Annotated in this window: 19 protein-coding genes; 13 read left to right on the top strand and 6 right to left on the bottom strand. The window is 38.6% G+C overall.

Going from position 1 to position 15648, the window contains the following annotated elements:
* Positions 1 to 4: 4 nt before the first annotated feature.
* The 3 genes from ybeY to miaB are packed head-to-tail and all read right to left on the bottom strand — an operon-like array spanning position 5 to position 2952.
* Positions 5 to 481, bottom strand: a complete 477-nt coding sequence (gene ybeY, locus DS885_RS15490) for an rRNA maturation RNase YbeY (protein ID WP_113820318.1) — start codon at positions 479 to 481, stop codon at positions 5 to 7.
* Entirely contained in the window at positions 481 to 1515 is a 1035-nt protein-coding gene (locus DS885_RS15495) for a PhoH family protein (RefSeq protein ID WP_113820319.1), read from the bottom strand. Before DS885_RS15495 ends, ybeY begins: the two co-directional genes overlap by 1 nt.
* A 15-nt stretch (positions 1516 to 1530) precedes the next feature.
* Positions 1531 to 2952 carry a tRNA (N6-isopentenyl adenosine(37)-C2)-methylthiotransferase MiaB gene (gene miaB / locus DS885_RS15500; protein ID WP_113820320.1) on the bottom strand — a complete coding sequence of 474 codons (1422 nt, stop codon included), beginning with the start codon at positions 2950 to 2952 and terminating at the stop codon, positions 1531 to 1533.
* A 225-nt stretch (positions 2953 to 3177) separates the two neighbouring features.
* Here miaB and DS885_RS15505 point away from each other — a divergent pair, with 225 nt between their 5' ends.
* Positions 3178 to 4338 carry an FAD-dependent monooxygenase gene (locus DS885_RS15505; protein WP_113820321.1) on the top strand — a complete coding sequence of 387 codons (1161 nt, stop codon included), beginning with the start codon at positions 3178 to 3180 and terminating at the stop codon, positions 4336 to 4338.
* Between the two features lie 73 nt (positions 4339 to 4411).
* On the opposite strand, the gene DS885_RS15510 is transcribed toward DS885_RS15505, so the two are convergent.
* Positions 4412 to 6097 carry an NAD-dependent malic enzyme gene (locus DS885_RS15510; RefSeq protein ID WP_220149717.1) on the bottom strand — a complete coding sequence of 562 codons (1686 nt, stop codon included), beginning with the start codon at positions 6095 to 6097 and terminating at the stop codon, positions 4412 to 4414.
* A gap of 116 nt (positions 6098 to 6213) precedes the next feature.
* Positions 6214 to 7122: a LysR family transcriptional regulator gene (locus tag DS885_RS15515; RefSeq protein WP_113820322.1), complete on the bottom strand. Its 909-nt coding sequence runs from the start codon at positions 7120 to 7122 to the stop codon at positions 6214 to 6216.
* Positions 7123 to 7304: 182 nt separating this feature from the next.
* Here DS885_RS15515 and DS885_RS15520 point away from each other — a divergent pair, with 182 nt between their 5' ends.
* A complete protein-coding gene (locus tag DS885_RS15520) occupies positions 7305 to 7991 on the top strand; it encodes a type 1 glutamine amidotransferase domain-containing protein (protein ID WP_220149718.1) in 687 nt (228 codons plus the stop codon).
* A 68-nt stretch (positions 7992 to 8059) separates the two neighbouring features.
* On the opposite strand, the gene DS885_RS15525 is transcribed toward DS885_RS15520, so the two are convergent.
* Positions 8060 to 8248 (bottom strand): CPXCG motif-containing cysteine-rich protein, encoded by a 189-nt coding sequence (locus tag DS885_RS15525; RefSeq protein ID WP_113820324.1) that lies wholly within the window; start codon positions 8246 to 8248, stop codon positions 8060 to 8062.
* 124 nt (positions 8249 to 8372) lie between these two features.
* Between DS885_RS15525 and DS885_RS15530 the strand changes: the two genes are divergently transcribed.
* The 11 genes from DS885_RS15530 (at position 8373) to sodX (ending at position 15456) form a co-directional block, all read left to right on the top strand.
* Positions 8373 to 8960, top strand: a complete 588-nt coding sequence (locus DS885_RS15530; protein ID WP_113820346.1) for a DJ-1/PfpI family protein — start codon at positions 8373 to 8375, stop codon at positions 8958 to 8960.
* A gap of 20 nt (positions 8961 to 8980) precedes the next feature.
* The gene (locus tag DS885_RS15535; RefSeq protein ID WP_113820325.1) at positions 8981 to 9616 is read left to right on the top strand and encodes a LysE family translocator; all 636 of its coding nucleotides are present in this window, start codon (positions 8981 to 8983) and stop codon (positions 9614 to 9616) included.
* A gap of 383 nt (positions 9617 to 9999) precedes the next feature.
* On the top strand, positions 10000 to 10479 hold the full coding sequence (locus DS885_RS15540; RefSeq protein ID WP_113820326.1) for a MarR family transcriptional regulator: 480 nt from the start codon (positions 10000 to 10002) through the stop codon (positions 10477 to 10479).
* Between the two features lie 3 nt (positions 10480 to 10482).
* Positions 10483 to 11547 (top strand): HlyD family secretion protein, encoded by a 1065-nt coding sequence (locus DS885_RS15545; protein ID WP_113820327.1) that lies wholly within the window; start codon positions 10483 to 10485, stop codon positions 11545 to 11547.
* An 11-nt stretch (positions 11548 to 11558) separates the two neighbouring features.
* Positions 11559 to 12611 carry a DUF2955 domain-containing protein gene (locus DS885_RS15550; RefSeq protein WP_113820328.1) on the top strand — a complete coding sequence of 351 codons (1053 nt, stop codon included), beginning with the start codon at positions 11559 to 11561 and terminating at the stop codon, positions 12609 to 12611.
* Between the two features lie 72 nt (positions 12612 to 12683).
* Entirely contained in the window at positions 12684 to 13145 is a 462-nt protein-coding gene (locus tag DS885_RS15555; RefSeq protein ID WP_113820329.1) for a DUF3465 domain-containing protein, read from the top strand.
* A gap of 66 nt (positions 13146 to 13211) precedes the next feature.
* Positions 13212 to 13616, top strand: a complete 405-nt coding sequence (locus tag DS885_RS15560; protein ID WP_113820330.1) for a GFA family protein — start codon at positions 13212 to 13214, stop codon at positions 13614 to 13616.
* A gap of 309 nt (positions 13617 to 13925) precedes the next feature.
* Entirely contained in the window at positions 13926 to 14369 is a 444-nt protein-coding gene (locus tag DS885_RS15565) for a tetratricopeptide repeat protein (protein WP_113820331.1), read from the top strand.
* A 49-nt stretch (positions 14370 to 14418) separates the two neighbouring features.
* The gene (locus DS885_RS15570; protein WP_113820332.1) at positions 14419 to 14631 is read left to right on the top strand and encodes a hypothetical protein; all 213 of its coding nucleotides are present in this window, start codon (positions 14419 to 14421) and stop codon (positions 14629 to 14631) included.
* Positions 14628 to 15131: a superoxide dismutase, Ni gene (gene sodN / locus DS885_RS15575; RefSeq protein ID WP_113820333.1), complete on the top strand. Its 504-nt coding sequence runs from the start codon at positions 14628 to 14630 to the stop codon at positions 15129 to 15131. Before DS885_RS15570 ends, sodN begins: the two co-directional genes overlap by 4 nt.
* 31 nt (positions 15132 to 15162) lie before the next feature.
* The gene (gene sodX, locus DS885_RS15580) at positions 15163 to 15456 is read left to right on the top strand and encodes a nickel-type superoxide dismutase maturation protease (protein WP_113820334.1); all 294 of its coding nucleotides are present in this window, start codon (positions 15163 to 15165) and stop codon (positions 15454 to 15456) included.
* Positions 15457 to 15648: the final 192 nt, after the last annotated feature.

Genomic DNA, 15648 nt, shown 5'->3' on the forward strand with positions numbered 1-15648 from the left:
TTATTTACTCTTTTTCGCTTATATAAGGGTCACAATAACCTAACTCAATCATAAGTTCGGTTTCAATGCCTTCCATCACTTCTGCTTCTTCATCTTCAATATGGTCGTAACCTAAAAGATGGAGCGTGCCGTGAATCAGCATATGTGCCCAATGTGAAATTAACGGCTTTTGTTGTTCCGTCGCTTCCTGTTCAACTACTGTTTTACAGATCACCAAGTCACCTAATAAGGGTAAGGTGATACCTGGCGGATTCTGAAAAGGAAAAGATAAGACATTTGTTGGCTTATCTTTTCCTCGGTAATCAGCGTTTAATTGCTGACTTTCTTCGCAGTCTACAATACGAACTGTCAATTCAGCAAGGTCTCGTTTTTTAGCGCTTGCTTTGAGGATAGCTACACTTACCCATTTTTCCATCTGTGCTAAATCAGGTAAGGCTTGCTGGTCTTCACTAGCAAGCTGTAAATCGACATACAATTCCATTAAGCGTCTCTCGCTTCACTTTCTGCGATTTCAGCTTTTCTGTCAAAAGCATCGTATGCTTTAACAATACGAGCAACAACAGGGTGACGTACTACATCATCGGCTAAGAAGAAGTTAAAGCTAATGCCTTCATCTACTTCACCCAGTACTTCAATCGCATGGCGTAAACCAGATTTTTGATGGCGCGGTAAATCGATTTGAGTGATATCACCCGTAATAACCGCTGTTGAGTTGAAACCAATACGTGTTAAGAACATTTTCATTTGTTCAGTTGTAGTGTTTTGGCTTTCATCCAAAATTACAAAGGCATCATTTAAAGTACGACCACGCATATAAGCTAATGGTGCAATTTCAATAATGTTTTTTTCAATTAGCTTTTCTACTTTTTCAAAACCTAGCATTTCAAACAGGGCATCGTAAAGTGGACGTAGGTAAGGGTCTACTTTCTGTGATAAATCACCTGGTAGGAAACCGAGTTTTTCACCTGCTTCAACAGCTGGGCGAGTTAATAAGATACGACGTACTTCTTGACGTTCCAGTGCTTCAACAGCACAAGCAACAGCCAAATAGGTTTTACCGGTACCCGCAGGGCCAACACCAAAACTGATATCGCTGCGTAGGATATTGCTAACATATTTAGTTTGGTTTTCACCACGTGGTTTAATCACACCACGTTTAGTCTTGATGGTGAGGCTTTTGAAACCCACTTCTTGAGACTCGACTTTCACTTCCAATAAGCGATGTTCACTAATCAAGTTTTGTAATGCTAGGTGTACATCTTCATCAGTTAAGCGGCCAATTTTGCCTTTAACGGGTTGTGTTTCAATGTACAGGTCGTTAATTAACTCACTGCCAGCTTGCGCATAACGATGCTCACCTACAATTTGGAAGTGTGCATCTTTATAGATGACTTCAACCCCTAAACGGCGTTCAATTTGTTTAATATTATCGTCAAATGAGCCACATAAGACCGCTAAGCGATCTTTGTCGGCAGGAACTAAATCAAGATGAATTGTGGTTAATTTTGTGCTCAAGTATAAAGACCTTATTTATGCTGGGATAAAAGTTTCAACGCCAAGTTTGTTTGTATTTTTATTTACAATGTCACTTGGACGAATCGATTCACGTAAGTTCATTTCAGACTCACCGCGGATAAACTTACCACGAATTGAGTTAGTATGGACTTCTGTGATTTCAACATCAACAAAACCACCGATAGAACGATGATCACCTTCAAAGTTTACGATACGATTATTTTCAGTACGGCCGCATAGCTCCATAATATTTTTACGAGAAGGCCCTTCGACTAAAATTCGCTGTACAGAACCAACCATACGACGACCAATTAATTGCGAATGTTGGTGAATACGATCTTGTAAGATAGCTAAGCGTTTCTTTTTCGTCTCTAAATCTACATCGTCAGGCATATCTGCAGCGGGTGTGCCAGGGCGTTGGCTGTAGATGAAGCTGTAACTTGTATCAAAACCAATATGGTTAATTAAATCCATAGTCTCTTGGAAGTCTTGGTCAGTTTCATTGGGGAAACCAACAATGAAGTCAGAGCTTATGGTTAAGTTTGGACGTACAGCTTTTAATGCCGCAATTTTTTCTTTGTATTGCGCTACATTATGACCACGTTTCATTAGGTTTAATATGCGGTCTGCGCCAGCTTGTACAGGCAGGTGTAAAAAATCAACTAGTTCAGGTGTATCACGATAAACATCAATAATCTCATCGGTAAAGTCGATTGGGTTACTGGTTGTGTAACGTAAACGGTCGATACCATCGATAGAAGCTACATAGCGTAATAATTCAGGGAAAGTACACTCGTCTCCATCGTGCATTTCGCCAATGTAAGAGTTTACGTTTTGACCTAATAGGTTAATTTCACGTACGCCTTGTTCTGCAAGCTGCGCCACTTCTAATAAAATATCATCTAATGGGCGGCTAACTTCTTCACCACGTGTATAAGGTACAACACAGAAAGTACAGTACTTAGAACAACCTTCCATAATAGACACAAAGGCTGTTGCACCTTCTGCTTTTGGCTCTGGCATAGAATCAAATTTTTCAATTTCAGGGAAACTAACATCAACCACAGTGCCTTTATTGTCTTGCACTTCTTGGATCATTTTTGGTAGGCGATGTAATGTTTGTGGGCCAAATACGATATCCACATAAGGAGCACGGCGACGAATCGCTTTACCTTCCTGTGATGCCACACAACCACCGACACCAATCACGATGTTAGGATTTTTGTCTTTTAGTTTTTTCCAACGGCCAAGCTGATGGAATACTTTTTCCTGTGCTTTTTCACGGATAGAACAAGTATTTAATAAAATTACGTCCGCATCTTCTGCTTCATCAACGGAAGTGTAACCGTTACTTGCATTTAAAAGGTCCGCCATTTTTGATGAATCGTACTCATTCATCTGACAACCCCATGTTTTAACGTGTAATTTCATGCTCATATCTACTGCCTATTATGCTGACTAAATTAGTGTGTTTCTTAAAACGAGGTCGCATTTTACGCACTTCAAAGCAATCATGCTACTGTTTGTTTGCTAGCATTGCGTTTAACGCGAATGTTATAAAAAACTTCTTTTTAAGCTATTAAAAAAACTAGGTTATTTTACCCAAATAGCAATCTTTTACGTACAATTACAGATTCTAGTGAAGAACAAGTTGAGGCATTGATGGCAAACACAGAAGTTATTATTGTAGGTGGTGGGATGGTAGGTGCGCTATCAGCTCTATTACTTGCACAACAAGGAAACACAGTTCACCTGATTGAAAAGTCTGTTTTTCAGATGCCAACTCATGACGACCCCGTTGATTTACGCGTTTCTGCATTTAGTGCTCAGAGTAAACTATTACTAGAACAAGCTGATGTTTGGAAAGATATTCCCGCAGATCGCCTATGTCCTTACAAGGGCTTACAAACCTGGGAGAAAGGCAGTCAGAAACTGGTTTTCTCTAGTGATGATATTGGTGCTGAGCAATTGGGCTATATTGCTGAAAACCGTTGGATTCAAGCCGTATTATGGCAAGCATTACAAGCTTTAACTAACGTTTATATATATCAAGAAACGCAAGTTATAGCCATTCAACAAGATGCAAAACAGGTGTCTGTTACGCTGCAAAACCAACAAGTCATTGAAGCTGAATTATTATTAGCTTGTGATGGTGCCAATTCTGCAGTGCGTAATCATTTACAAATGCCGATGACCAGTTGGGATTATCGTCATCATTGTTTATTAATTAATATCACTACCGACAGTGCTCAGCAAGATATTACCTGGCAAGAGTTTAGAGAAACAGGGCCTTGTGCTTTTTTGCCTTTAGCTGGCCATCATGCAAGCTTAGTCTGGTACCACAGCCCACAAAAAATTAAACATTTACAAAGCCTTAATAACCTACAGTTAAAGCAAGCTATTAAAGATGAATTTCCTGCTTTAGACTTTGAGTTTGAAGTGGATGCTAAGGGCGGCTTCCCATTAACACGTCGTCATGCACAACATTATTATCAAGGCCGAGTTGCATTATTGGGAGATGCTGCGCATACCATTAACCCATTAGCAGGGCAGGGCGTTAATTTAGGTTTTAAAGATGTGCAATGTTTGGTGGAATTATTAACTGAATGTAGTGATTTAGGGATACCTGAAATATTGAAACGTTATCAATGTAAACGTAAGCCTGCCAATTTATTGATGCAAACTGGCATGGATATATTTTATAAAGTGAGCAAGTCAGAATCAAATGTAGTGCGTGTATTGAGAAAAGGCTTTCTAGGGGCTGCTCAGCAATCTGGACAATTGAAAACACGTGTTATGCGTTATGCGATGGGCATTAATTAAATCGGCGTATAGAGTATTAATAACCTTCTAAGCTAAGGTAATTAGCCTAGAAGGTTGAAAACTTTTAAAGTCCTTAGAAAGAAGTACGGCGGTAATCGCGGTATTGAGGTAGCCAGAAGTTAGCTTCTAAACGACGGTGCATATTCTCGTTAGTCACAGGTAATGCAAGGTTATCTTCTATTGCTTGCAATGCAACGGCACAGGCAATTTTCTCACTGATCTTCTGAATCACTTTTAATGGTGGTAATAAAGCGCCAGGCGCTTTGTCATATTCCATTGAAGCGTCAGCTAATGCTTGGCTTGCGACCATTAACATATTGTCACTAATACCTGTCGCACGTGCTGCTAATACACCTAAACCAATACCAGGGAAAATGTAACTGTTATTACATTGTGACACTTCAAAAGACTCATCGTTGTAAACAGTGTTCGGGAAAGGACTACCTGTTGCAATAATCGCTTTACCCTTACTCCAGTTAGTGATCTCTTGTGGTGTCGCTTCAACGCGAGAGGTTGGGTTAGAAAGCGGTAATACAATTGGATTCTCAGTGTTTTCACATAAAGCTTCAATCACATGTTGAGTGAATAGACCTTTCTGACCACTTACTCCAAATAATACAGTGATTTTAGCTTGTTTAACGACTTGCTCTAGCCCTAATTTTTGGCTCTTATCCCAGCTTTCAATATCAGTTTCTTTTTGTACAAGCGGCACTTGGAAAGGTTGTAACTCTGTCATGTTGTCAGTTAATAAACCATAACGGTCAACCATGAATACTTGTTTACGTGCTTGCTCTTCGGTCAAACCTTCACGCTGCATTTGACGGATAATATGCTCGGCAATACCACAACCCGCAGAGCCTGCACCTAAAAAGGCAATATTTTGTTCGCTGAGTTTTTGCCCTTTATTCAAACAAGCTGCGATTAATGTACCTACTGAAACGGCTGCTGTACCTTGAATATCATCGTTGAAACAGCATAATTGATCTCGGTATTTATTTAATAAAGGAGTTGCATTGGTTTGTGCAAAATCTTCAAATTGTAATAACACTTCAGGCCAACGGCGTTTAACGGCTTGAATAAATAAGTCTACAAATTCGTTGTATTCTTCACCAGTGATACGCGGGTTACGCCATCCCATGTACATTGGATCTTCAAGTAGTTGCGTATTGTTAGTACCTACATCTAATAAAATAGGCAAACAGTGAGCAGGACTGATGCCACCACAAGCAGTGTAGAGTGCTAATTTACCAATAGGGATACCCATTCCACCGATGCCTTGGTCGCCTAACCCTAAGATTCGCTCACCATCTGTTACTACAATCACTTTTACATTTTGCTTAGTTGCATTTTGCAGCATATCATCAATTTTATGGCGCTCTGGATAAGAAATAAATAGACCACGTTTACGGCGGTAGATCTTTGAAAATTTCTCGCAGGCTTGACCAACTGTAGGGGTGTAAATCAGTGGCATTACTTCTTCGATATGTTGGTCGATAAGATGATGAAATAGCGTTTCATTGGTATCTTGAATATTACGTAAGTAAATGTGCTTATCTAAATCACTCGAGAAAGAAGATAACTGTTGGTATGCACGCAGTGATTGCTCTTCGATTGTTTCAATCGTGTGAGGTAATAACCCTGTTAGGTTAAAGTTATCACGCTCTTCTGATGAGAAAGCACTTCCTTTATTTAGCAGCGGCGCTTCTAGCAGCGCTGGACCAGCAAAGGGGATATATAAAGGACGTTTATTTGGCATCATAAATTTTCTCAGTAGATAAAAGCGTAGGGCGAAATGCTATTTAAGTGCATTGTGTAAAAGTTGTGTGGATCTTATAAAAATATTGTTACTTGATCATTAAATAACTTCATTTTTTGTTAGATTAATGCAAGTTTATCCTTTTTAAAGTGATCTTTTAGATAATCTATCAATAATCTTAACTTTTTCGACTCTGCTCCACCCGGAGGAAACACTGCATACACATCAATATCACTTAATTCGTAGTCTGCTAATACCTGTATCAAGCTGCCTTGTTTTAATTTTGGCTGGGCATCATAGTAAGGAATACGTCCAATACCGTGTCCGCCTTCAACAAAAGCAGTTCGAGCTGCTGCATTATTGGTGCTGACTTTACCACTTAGTTTTACCGTATAAGAACGTTTGCCTTTTTTCAGAGTGACAGAGTTACCTGCCAATTGATAAATAACCCACTGATGAGAAGCTAATTGTGCCGGTGTTTTAGGCTTTCCATGTTTGGCTATATAATCCGGCGAAGCATATAGGTTAGTGGTTAAACTAGATAACTTGGTGGCTTGTAATCCAGAGTCTGTTAATGCCGCGCCGCGAATAGCAATATCAAAGCCTTCTTTAATAATGTTAACCACTTCATCTCCTAGGCTTACCTCAAGTTGTATGCTTGGGTAATGTTGTGCAAAGGCGTTTAAAGCCGGCACAATCGCGTGTAAACCAACACTCATTGGGCAACTAATTTTAATCAGACCTGTTGGGTATTCTTTAAGATTTTCCATTTGTTGATTTGCAGCTAAAGCGGCTTCAACAATCACTTTACAGCGTTGATAATATTGTTCGCCCGCTTCGGTTAAGGCAATGCTTCGCGTGGAACGATTGAGTAATTTAATACCTAATTGTGTTTCGAGTTTTTTTAAATGATAGCTCACCACGGCACGTGATAACTTTAAATGCTTAGCTGCCGCACTTAAATTCCCTTGCTCAATGACTTGTGCAAAGACCACCATACTTTTTAATTGTTCAAATGAGAGTTCCATAAATCGATTACTTTAGTGAAGAGCATTAATTTTTATTGTATCAATTTTTAATACAATGATGTTAATAAAGCCTGCATTGTTTAGTTTTAGGGTAAGCCTATAATAACCACATCTGCTGCTGATACAGAGATTTTAATTAAAATGAGTAGCAACTTAATACATTCACAATTGAGGTTATTATGATGAACAAGAAAATTTTAATGGTTATTACATCTCACGATCAACTAGGTGATACAGGTAAAAAAACGGGTTTTTGGATTGAAGAGTTTGCTGCCCCTTATTACGTATTTAAAGATGCTGGTTTAGATATTACATTAGCTTCACCGTTAGGTGGTCAACCACCGATTGATCCATCAAGTGAGATGGATGACTTTATGACTGATGCGACTAAGCGTTTCGATAATGATCAAGAAACTAAAGAGCACTTAGCCAATACAGTCGCACTGTCTTCCGTTAATCAAGCGGATTTTGATGCTGTATTTTACCCTGGTGGTCACGGACCTTTATGGGATTTAGCAACAGATGCTACCTCAATTGCATTAATTGAATCGTTCTTAGCGGCAGATAAACCAGTTGGTGCAGTATGTCATGCTAGCGCTGTGTTATTAGATGTAAAAGATAGCAATGGTGAGTATGCTGTCAAAGGTAAAGCGGTTGCAGGTTTCACTAACAGTGAAGAAGATGCTGTTCAATTAACTGATATCGTTCCATTTTTAGTAGAAGACGAGTTAATTAAACGTGGTGCGGATTACCACAAAGCAGAGGACTGGAGTGCGTTTGCCGTGCAAGATGGTTTAATTATCTCTGGTCAAAACCCAGCTAGTTCAGAACTGGTGGCTGAGAAACTGTTAAAACAGCTAGATGCATAATCTACAACGTTAGCTAGATTTGTAAACCGCAGTGAAGTTATTCATTGCGGTTTTTTTATGCCGCTAAATTAATTATCGTTACTGACTGTGACACTTAATTCGCCACTCCCATCATCACTGACAAAGAAATTAATAGGCTGGCAGCAGACCTGACAATCTTCTATATATTCTTGATCAGTATCTGAGGGGTCTAATAGGATCACTATACTCTCTCCACAATAGGGACAGTGGATATTTTCTTCTTGTAGGGATGCCATCTTGTTTCTCCTGTTAATGCTTTATTTAATCATAATGTAATTTATCTTTTTGTTGTAATATCGAATTGTTTTTATAGTAATACCAATCACGTTAATTTATGGATCTTAACCAGGAAGGTAAATGATGAATATTGCGATATACCTATACGATAATGCCGAGGTGCTCGATTTCTCTGGTCCCTTTGAAGTGTTAAGCACTGCAAAGCGACTAGCGAACAAGGATTGGAATATCTTTTTAGTCTCTGAAAGCGATAACTTAGTACAAGCACGTGGTGGTTTTCCGGTAAAAGCGCATTATTCATTTGAGGATCACCCAAGTATTGATCTCTTGATTGTTGTTGGCGGTGTGCACACTGAAGAAGTAAAAAAAACCAAGGTCATCAACTGGGTTGCTAGCATTGCTAGTCAATCATCCAAGGTATTATCTGTTTGTACAGGTGCATTCCTGCTAGCTGAGGCTGGGTTGTTAAATGGGTTGAAGGTGACAACGCATTGGGAAGATATTGATGACTTAAGAGATGCATACCCTTTATTGCAAGTGATCACTGGTCAGCGGTGGGTTGCACAAGGGAAATATATCACTTCCGGAGGCATATCTGCTGGTATTGATATGAGTTTGCAGTTAGTGTCTGAGTTGGACTCTTTACCTTTAGCTGAAAAAACGGCTCAGCAAATGGAATACCACTGGCAAAAAACACCATTTATTATTTAATCATCAAATAAGGTACGCAAATGGATATTGTAAATTACTTACCCGAACTACTATCGGTTACTGTTATTGCTATTTTTATGGCAATTAGTCCAGGTGCAGACTTTGTGATGATTACCCGTAATAGCTTATTTCATGGAAGGCAAAGCGGACTTTATTCAGCACTAGGGATAGGGTTAGCAATCTGGATACATGTTGCCTATTCTATTGCTGGTTTAGCGATTATTATCTCTAAATCTATTCTGTTATTTTCATTGATTAAATATCTCGGTGCGGCTTACCTGATCTATATCGGTTATAAAACCTTGACTGCTAAAAGCAAACTTAATGACCTACAACAAACTGATAATAAACCATTATCAAATTTTTCGGCGTTAAAATTAGGCTTTATTACTAATGCGTTAAATCCGAAAACGACTTTATTCTTCCTCAGTTTATTCACTCAAGTCGTTAACCCCTCTACGCCTGTTTCAATACAATTATTATATGGTCTGATTATTTGCTTAGCACATATTGTTTGGTTTTCAATGGTGTCTGTATTCTTTAGTCACCCAGCCTTGGTGAGTCAGTTTAATGTCCACAAACAAAAAATAGAAAAGGTCGTAGGCTCTGTGTTGATTGGTTTTGGCATAAAGGTAGCGATCACTAGTCAAGGTTAATTACCTTTCCTTGGAGTTAAATCAGCGCTATTTGAGCTGAAACCTTAGTGATGCATTTGACAGGATTAATCTTGTGAATGTATCACCCACCTTACTTTTTACCTTTGTTATTTTATATCATCCCCCATTACCTCAAATAATAACAATAACTTTCGAATCAAGTTGTTTTCACATCAATAAATCTAATTCACTTATGCATGTAAATTTAAGGGATTGATATTAAAGTTAAATTATTTTTTCACTCTCAATGCGCTCACTAAGTACCTATTTTTATTTCGGTTATTTTTTAGTAAATATGTTGTTAAAAAATATTTACTTAGCCTGCTAACTAATGTTAAGGTGCGCGCCTTTAGTTAGCAGGCTAAGTATATTTGGAGATAATGATGGATAAAGAAGTTCCTTTTTACGAAACGCTCGACTTAACCCTGATCGGTAGTATGGGGCGGGTAAACCGTTTATGCCGTGAAGCTGTGACTCACGCGGTTGAACCTTTAGGGTTAACGCAATCGCGTTGGACGACTTTGATGCATATAAAAATGTTATCAGAAGGGGTGACGCAGTTAGAGATTGCACATAGCTTATCTATTGAAATGCCATCTTTAACTCGTACATTAAAGCAGTTAGAAGAACAATCCTTGATTATTCGTTGTGTTGATGAGCAGGATAAACGTAGCAAAAAAATTTATTTCACTGAGCAAGGTCGCCAAATATTAAGCACCTTGCAAGAGGAGGTAGATGAGATAACGCAACAAATTTACAGTGGGTTAAATCAGCAACAGCTTGATGCCATGGCGCATACTTTAATTAAGTTAGAGCAAAATGCACAAACATCTATTAAACAGCAAGTGAAAAAGAAAGGTTAAGAAATGACACCAGAAGAAAAGTTTACACATTACGTTAGATATTCAGTCATTGGGTTTATCTGCGTATTTATCTATTACTTAATTGCTGATGTATTTTTACCTGTTACACCACAGGCGCGTGTATACCATTCAGTAGTACAAATTTCCCCACAAATTAGCGGCCGAATTGTGAATGTTGCTGTTGATAATAACCAAATGGTAAAAGCTGGGGATACATTATTTGAGATTGATTCAGGACCTTATCAATTAGCGTTACATCAAGCACAGTTAACACTGGCTGATGCGCGTCTGCAGAACAAACGCTATGACAGTAATATCAAAGCAATCCAAGCTAAAATCGCTGCATCTAAGGCCACGCTTCATCAGCAAAAGCTATTGAAGGAGAGAGGCGAAAAGCTATTTAAGCAGAGAACCGTATCCCAACAGGATGTAGAAAGCTTGCTTGCTAATTATGAAGTGAGTAAGGCTAATCAGGCTGCCTTAGAAGCACAGTTATCAGAAGCAGTACTAGCACGTGGTGATAAGGGTGAAGATAATCTAGCGATTCGTCACGCTCTTAACCAAGTATCACAGGCTGAACTCAACTTATCTTATACTAAAGTAAGTGCCTTGAGTGATGGGGTTGTGACTAACCTACAATTATTAGATGGGGCTTATGCGACTGCAGGACAACCATTATTAGCAGTGGTCTCTAAAAAAGCGGATTTAGTGGCAGACTTTAGAGAGAAGTCGTTGATGAATATGCATAAAAATTCCTTAGCTCGCGTAGTATTTGATAGCCGTCCCGGAGAAGTGTATGAAGCGAAGATAAGTAGTATTGAAGCAGGGGTGAGCAGTGGTCAATTAAGTGCGAATGGTTTACTGAGCACAACAGAGACTAGTACACGTTGGGTGAGAGATGCGCAGCGTCAGCGTCTTCACTTTACTGTACTTGGGGATAATCAATTCCTATCATTAATGCCAAGTGGTGCGCGTGCAACGGTGCAATTATTACCCGATAACCTTATTGGTCAGTGGTTTGGTGCGTTGCAAATTCGCTTAATTAGTTGGTTACATTACATCTATTAAGGGGAGGCATTATGACACAAGAAATTAAAGCAAAGCCACCTGAGTTAGATGGGAATGGGTTACGTCAAGCATTAAGGGTTGCTGGTGGTTGTACTATTGGCTTTACTATTTGTAAGTTGATGGAATGGCCTTACGGGATCTTTTTCACGGTTTATCCAATGTTGATACTTGGTTTGGTCCCAACCATCAGCAAAAGTGTGATCGGGCAGTTTTTTGGCTCATCTATATACTGTGCTTTTGTTGTATTAGTGTTGCAAGGGCTGTTCTCTCACTTACCGATAGTGATGACCGGACTCGCTTTTTTAAGTTTTTGTGTGCTGTTTTTTGTAATGAGTAATGGCCGGGCTTTTTTATTTGGCGCATTGGGCGTAGTGAGTCTGTCGATTCAACTACATTATTCTAGCTATGCTGATCAAACAAGCAGCATTTATCCATTAATTGTCAGTAATATAATAGCTATTGCATTAACCGTGTTGATAGGGTTAATGATGCATGTTATTTTTCCTGATGTCAGCCCTCGTGCGGCGAGGAGTCTACCGAGTAAAAGTAAAGAGAGTATTCGTCACGAAGTTTTATTATGTTCAAGTGTGGCTACATTATCATTTGTTGCTTTTCAAATATTTGATTTAAATGATTCTATTTCTGCACAGGCCTCATCAGTTTTAATCCTTTTTTCCCTGTGTTGGAATGCGGTTGGAACGGCAAGTTGGCGAAGAGCAATAGGGACTTTTATTGGTTGTAATATCGCCATAGCGTCGCAATTGCTTTTATATAATCACGCTGATGTTTTATTATTTTCTGTTTTTATATTATGGTTGTTATCTTTTATCTTTGCTCGTTTTCATATTGTAGGAGGCGGGGCACCAGGTGTTGGTTTTGGTGTGTTAACGACTCTGGGTATTTTATTTGGTCAGTATTTAGGGCCAGACAAGACATTTTTTTACAGCTCTCTATACCGTTTCAGTTCTGTTTCAGTGGCTATCGTAGTGAGTTTAAGTGCTGTTTATATTATGCATCTTATCCTGAATCGTTTTAGCGTTACACGCCACCATACCTACCTATAAATTTCAGGGACAGATCATGGTATTAATTACTTTTAATCATGGCACTGTATTGAACTATATTGAGTAAAAACCATGAAAAACATAATTATTATTCTGATCTTTTTGGCCTTTGGTTTATACCAATGGATAAGCCAAAAGAGTAAAAACAATAGTACTGCACAACATAAAAAAGAGAATGCTGAACTTACCGTCAAAACGGATTTGAGTGATGATATTGAAACAGCCTTTCAAGCTAAAAAACGTGAAACCCAAGTAACAGGAAGTGGTATCGTTGTTAAGTTATTAAAGGATGACAACGAAGGATCTCGCCATCAAAAGTTCATTTTAAGGCTAACCTCTGGTCAAACTATCTTATTTGCTCATAATATCGACCTAGCGCCGCGTATTAATACTATTGCTCGTGGTGACCGTATTGAGTTTTATGGGCAATATGAATGGAATGCACAGGGGGGAGTGGTACATTGGACACATAAAGATCCTAAAGGAAAACACCTGGCTGGTTGGTTAAAGCATAAAGGCGAAATATACCAATAAATTCGTCGTGTTTACTCTATGGGTTCTCAGGTAAAATAGCCTTTAATTGTTAATGTAGGAGGTGAAATGTCGAGTATTTCTGGTAGCTGTTTATGTGGTAAAGTTTATTTTGAAAGTGACAATAACTTTAATGAGTTTCATTTATGCCATTGTATTCAATGCCAAAAAGTAACTGGCTCAGCGCATGCGGCTAATATTTTCACTCAGCCTAGCAACATTAAATGGCTTAGTGGTGAAAGCCTAGTTAAGCGTTTTGATGTCCCTGGGCGAGCAATTTCAACTGCATTTTGTGAAGAATGTGGCGCTCCCGTTCCTTACCTTTCCCGTAATAAAAAAGATTTAATCATTCCTGTAGGTTGCCTTAATGGCGTACCTAATATCACTCCTCAAGATAATATTTTTTGTTCAGAAAAAGCCGAGTGGTATGAGCAAGGCCTTAAGGCTAAATCCTTCGATAAATTCCCTGATTGATAGTCACTCATCGTTTAATTAAATTCTATGACGGGCTAAAAAGACTTATATTTTGTAGATACACCAATCACACTAATTAACCAAGTTAAACTTCGAAAGGCTCTAATTGCGCTTTAAACTAAGCTATTTTTCCTACGCAAATTTTAGCGCTCTTATTTATTGTAATTAGTATTAGCCCCTTTTCTCAACGGCCTCAATTTTTACAACTTTCAATTTGCTAATGATAATTATTATTAAATGTGTTGAATTTTCCAGTTATTTGTTGATAATGATTATTATTACTTTATTGTTGATTGAGTGAGGGAATCAATGCATAGCTGGGAAATTTTAACTAAACGCGCAAATAAAGCTTATTCAAGCAATGACTTCTCCGATGCAGTTTTTTTAAACCAACAAGCACTAAGCATGTTAGAAACCACTTTCCATGATAACTTTTTGCTTGATGCTGAATCCTATATATCAGCGGCTGCAGTGAGCTTCTTGAATCTTGCTGATGCCTATAACGCATTAAATAATTCATTATTAGCAAATAGCCACTATGAGAACGCCATTAACTTTTTACAGGCGGTGCTTTCTCGTGCAGATGTTGACGATCGACACTATTGTTTAGTGATGCACACGGTCACCCGCATTCGCTGTGAATGGGAAATGTTTAATGAACAACAAGCTCAACAGCAATCTGTACAAGATCAAAAGTCGTTCAGCACATTTGTGAACCATGTGCCTTATGCTGAACATATCACCCACCACTAACTCTCTGCCTCTATAGAGGTCTTTTATGTTTACCAAAAAGGAAGTAAAGATGAAAAAACTAGTAAAAAGCTCAATGGCGTTAAGTGCACTTATGGCTGTTAGCCAAGTCGCACAAGCTCACCCTGGACACGATCATTCTCATTGGGCAAGTAATTCTATTCATTTATTAACAGTGCTTGCTGTTGTAGCGGTTGTTGTCGTTGGTGTCGCTTATAAAAAAAGTCGTGGTAAAAATACAGCAAAAAAAGGAGAGCAGGCATGATTCATCGTCTTATTAAATCTATCGATAAAGCAGTTAACTTTAAAACAGTAAAAGCACACTGTGATATTCCATGTAAAATTTATGATCCAGCAACAGCACAACTTGCTGCATTAAGCTGTGTACGCTTAATGGACCTAATTAAAGAAGTAGAAGATAAAGGTACGTTAGGTGTCGCTGATTATGCTCAAGTAGCGCGTTTAGTAAGTGAAAAAGAGTCTGCAAGTACAGAAGTGAAGGAAGCCATACGTATCATCTGGGGTGATTACTTTAAAGCACCTCAGTTTGAACAACTACCTAATGCGCATCAACTAACGCATAGCATTATGTTACAAGCTTCAAAATGTAAGCAAAGCATTGCCCGTGAAGAAGGCGAAAAATTAGTTGAGCTAGTTAATGAATTTGCTGCTGCATTCTGGTTAACAAAAGGTGTGCAAACTTACACGGCAGCTTGCCCTTACCCACCTGCATTACCAGTTGTTTACCCGGATCTAAAAGGGTAAATATGTTGCACTTTATTAAGTGGACAGAATAATGCTCAGCGTGGTTAAAGTTAAAGGTATGAGCATGGCTCCTCGTTTAGTAGACGGGGACTATGTGTTTGTTAGTCGTTTTCACAGACGGTTAAAGGTAGGTCACCTTGTAGTGGTTAACCACGCTACTTATCAATCTATTATTAAACGAGTTCAAAAAATTAACGCTAATGGTTCTTTATGGTTAACCGGTGAGAATGACTCCAGTGTTCAGCCTGAAGAGATGGGCTGGGTGCCTCGTGCCCGAGTATTAGGTAAAGTTATTTTCTGTGTGTGCGCTATCCCTAAAAAATAAAAGCATCGCTTATTAAACCCTTATCTGCTTTTATTCTTCACAATCTCTTCAATTATTCTGCTAAATATTAGATTTAATTCAGTAAGTTGATCATTTATTTGATGTAATTGCTATAATCATAGTTATATTATTTGTAATAAAGAAATCCAGCAGATCAACAAGTAGAACGGTGATAGGTGACAAGCTAGATCG

Origin of the sequence: Psychromonas sp. B3M02 (assembly GCF_003318165.1) — a bacterium.
Taxonomy (GTDB): Bacteria; Pseudomonadota; Gammaproteobacteria; order Enterobacterales; family Psychromonadaceae; genus Psychromonas.

Coding starts and splice junctions, on each gene's coding strand:
- DS885_RS15510 (WP_220149717.1), bottom strand. CDS start 6,097: ATGATGCCAAATAAACGTCCTTTATATATCCCCTTTGCTGGTCCAGCG.
- DS885_RS15515 (WP_113820322.1), bottom strand. CDS start 7,122: ATGGAACTCTCATTTGAACAATTAAAAAGTATGGTGGTCTTTGCACAA.
- DS885_RS15545 (WP_113820327.1), top strand. CDS start 10,483: ATGACACCAGAAGAAAAGTTTACACATTACGTTAGATATTCAGTCATT.
- DS885_RS15550 (WP_113820328.1), top strand. CDS start 11,559: ATGACACAAGAAATTAAAGCAAAGCCACCTGAGTTAGATGGGAATGGG.
- DS885_RS15535 (WP_113820325.1), top strand. CDS start 8,981: ATGGATATTGTAAATTACTTACCCGAACTACTATCGGTTACTGTTATT.
- DS885_RS15540 (WP_113820326.1), top strand. CDS start 10,000: ATGGATAAAGAAGTTCCTTTTTACGAAACGCTCGACTTAACCCTGATC.
- sodX (WP_113820334.1), top strand. CDS start 15,163: ATGCTCAGCGTGGTTAAAGTTAAAGGTATGAGCATGGCTCCTCGTTTA.
- DS885_RS15520 (WP_220149718.1), top strand. CDS start 7,305: ATGAACAAGAAAATTTTAATGGTTATTACATCTCACGATCAACTAGGT.
- ybeY (WP_113820318.1), bottom strand. CDS start 481: ATGGAATTGTATGTCGATTTACAGCTTGCTAGTGAAGACCAGCAAGCC.
- DS885_RS15565 (WP_113820331.1), top strand. CDS start 13,926: ATGCATAGCTGGGAAATTTTAACTAAACGCGCAAATAAAGCTTATTCA.
- miaB (WP_113820320.1), bottom strand. CDS start 2,952: ATGAGCATGAAATTACACGTTAAAACATGGGGTTGTCAGATGAATGAG.
- DS885_RS15555 (WP_113820329.1), top strand. CDS start 12,684: ATGAAAAACATAATTATTATTCTGATCTTTTTGGCCTTTGGTTTATAC.
- DS885_RS15570 (WP_113820332.1), top strand. CDS start 14,419: ATGAAAAAACTAGTAAAAAGCTCAATGGCGTTAAGTGCACTTATGGCT.
- DS885_RS15505 (WP_113820321.1), top strand. CDS start 3,178: ATGGCAAACACAGAAGTTATTATTGTAGGTGGTGGGATGGTAGGTGCG.
- DS885_RS15530 (WP_113820346.1), top strand. CDS start 8,373: ATGAATATTGCGATATACCTATACGATAATGCCGAGGTGCTCGATTTC.
- sodN (WP_113820333.1), top strand. CDS start 14,628: ATGATTCATCGTCTTATTAAATCTATCGATAAAGCAGTTAACTTTAAA.
- DS885_RS15525 (WP_113820324.1), bottom strand. CDS start 8,248: ATGGCATCCCTACAAGAAGAAAATATCCACTGTCCCTATTGTGGAGAG.
- DS885_RS15560 (WP_113820330.1), top strand. CDS start 13,212: ATGTCGAGTATTTCTGGTAGCTGTTTATGTGGTAAAGTTTATTTTGAA.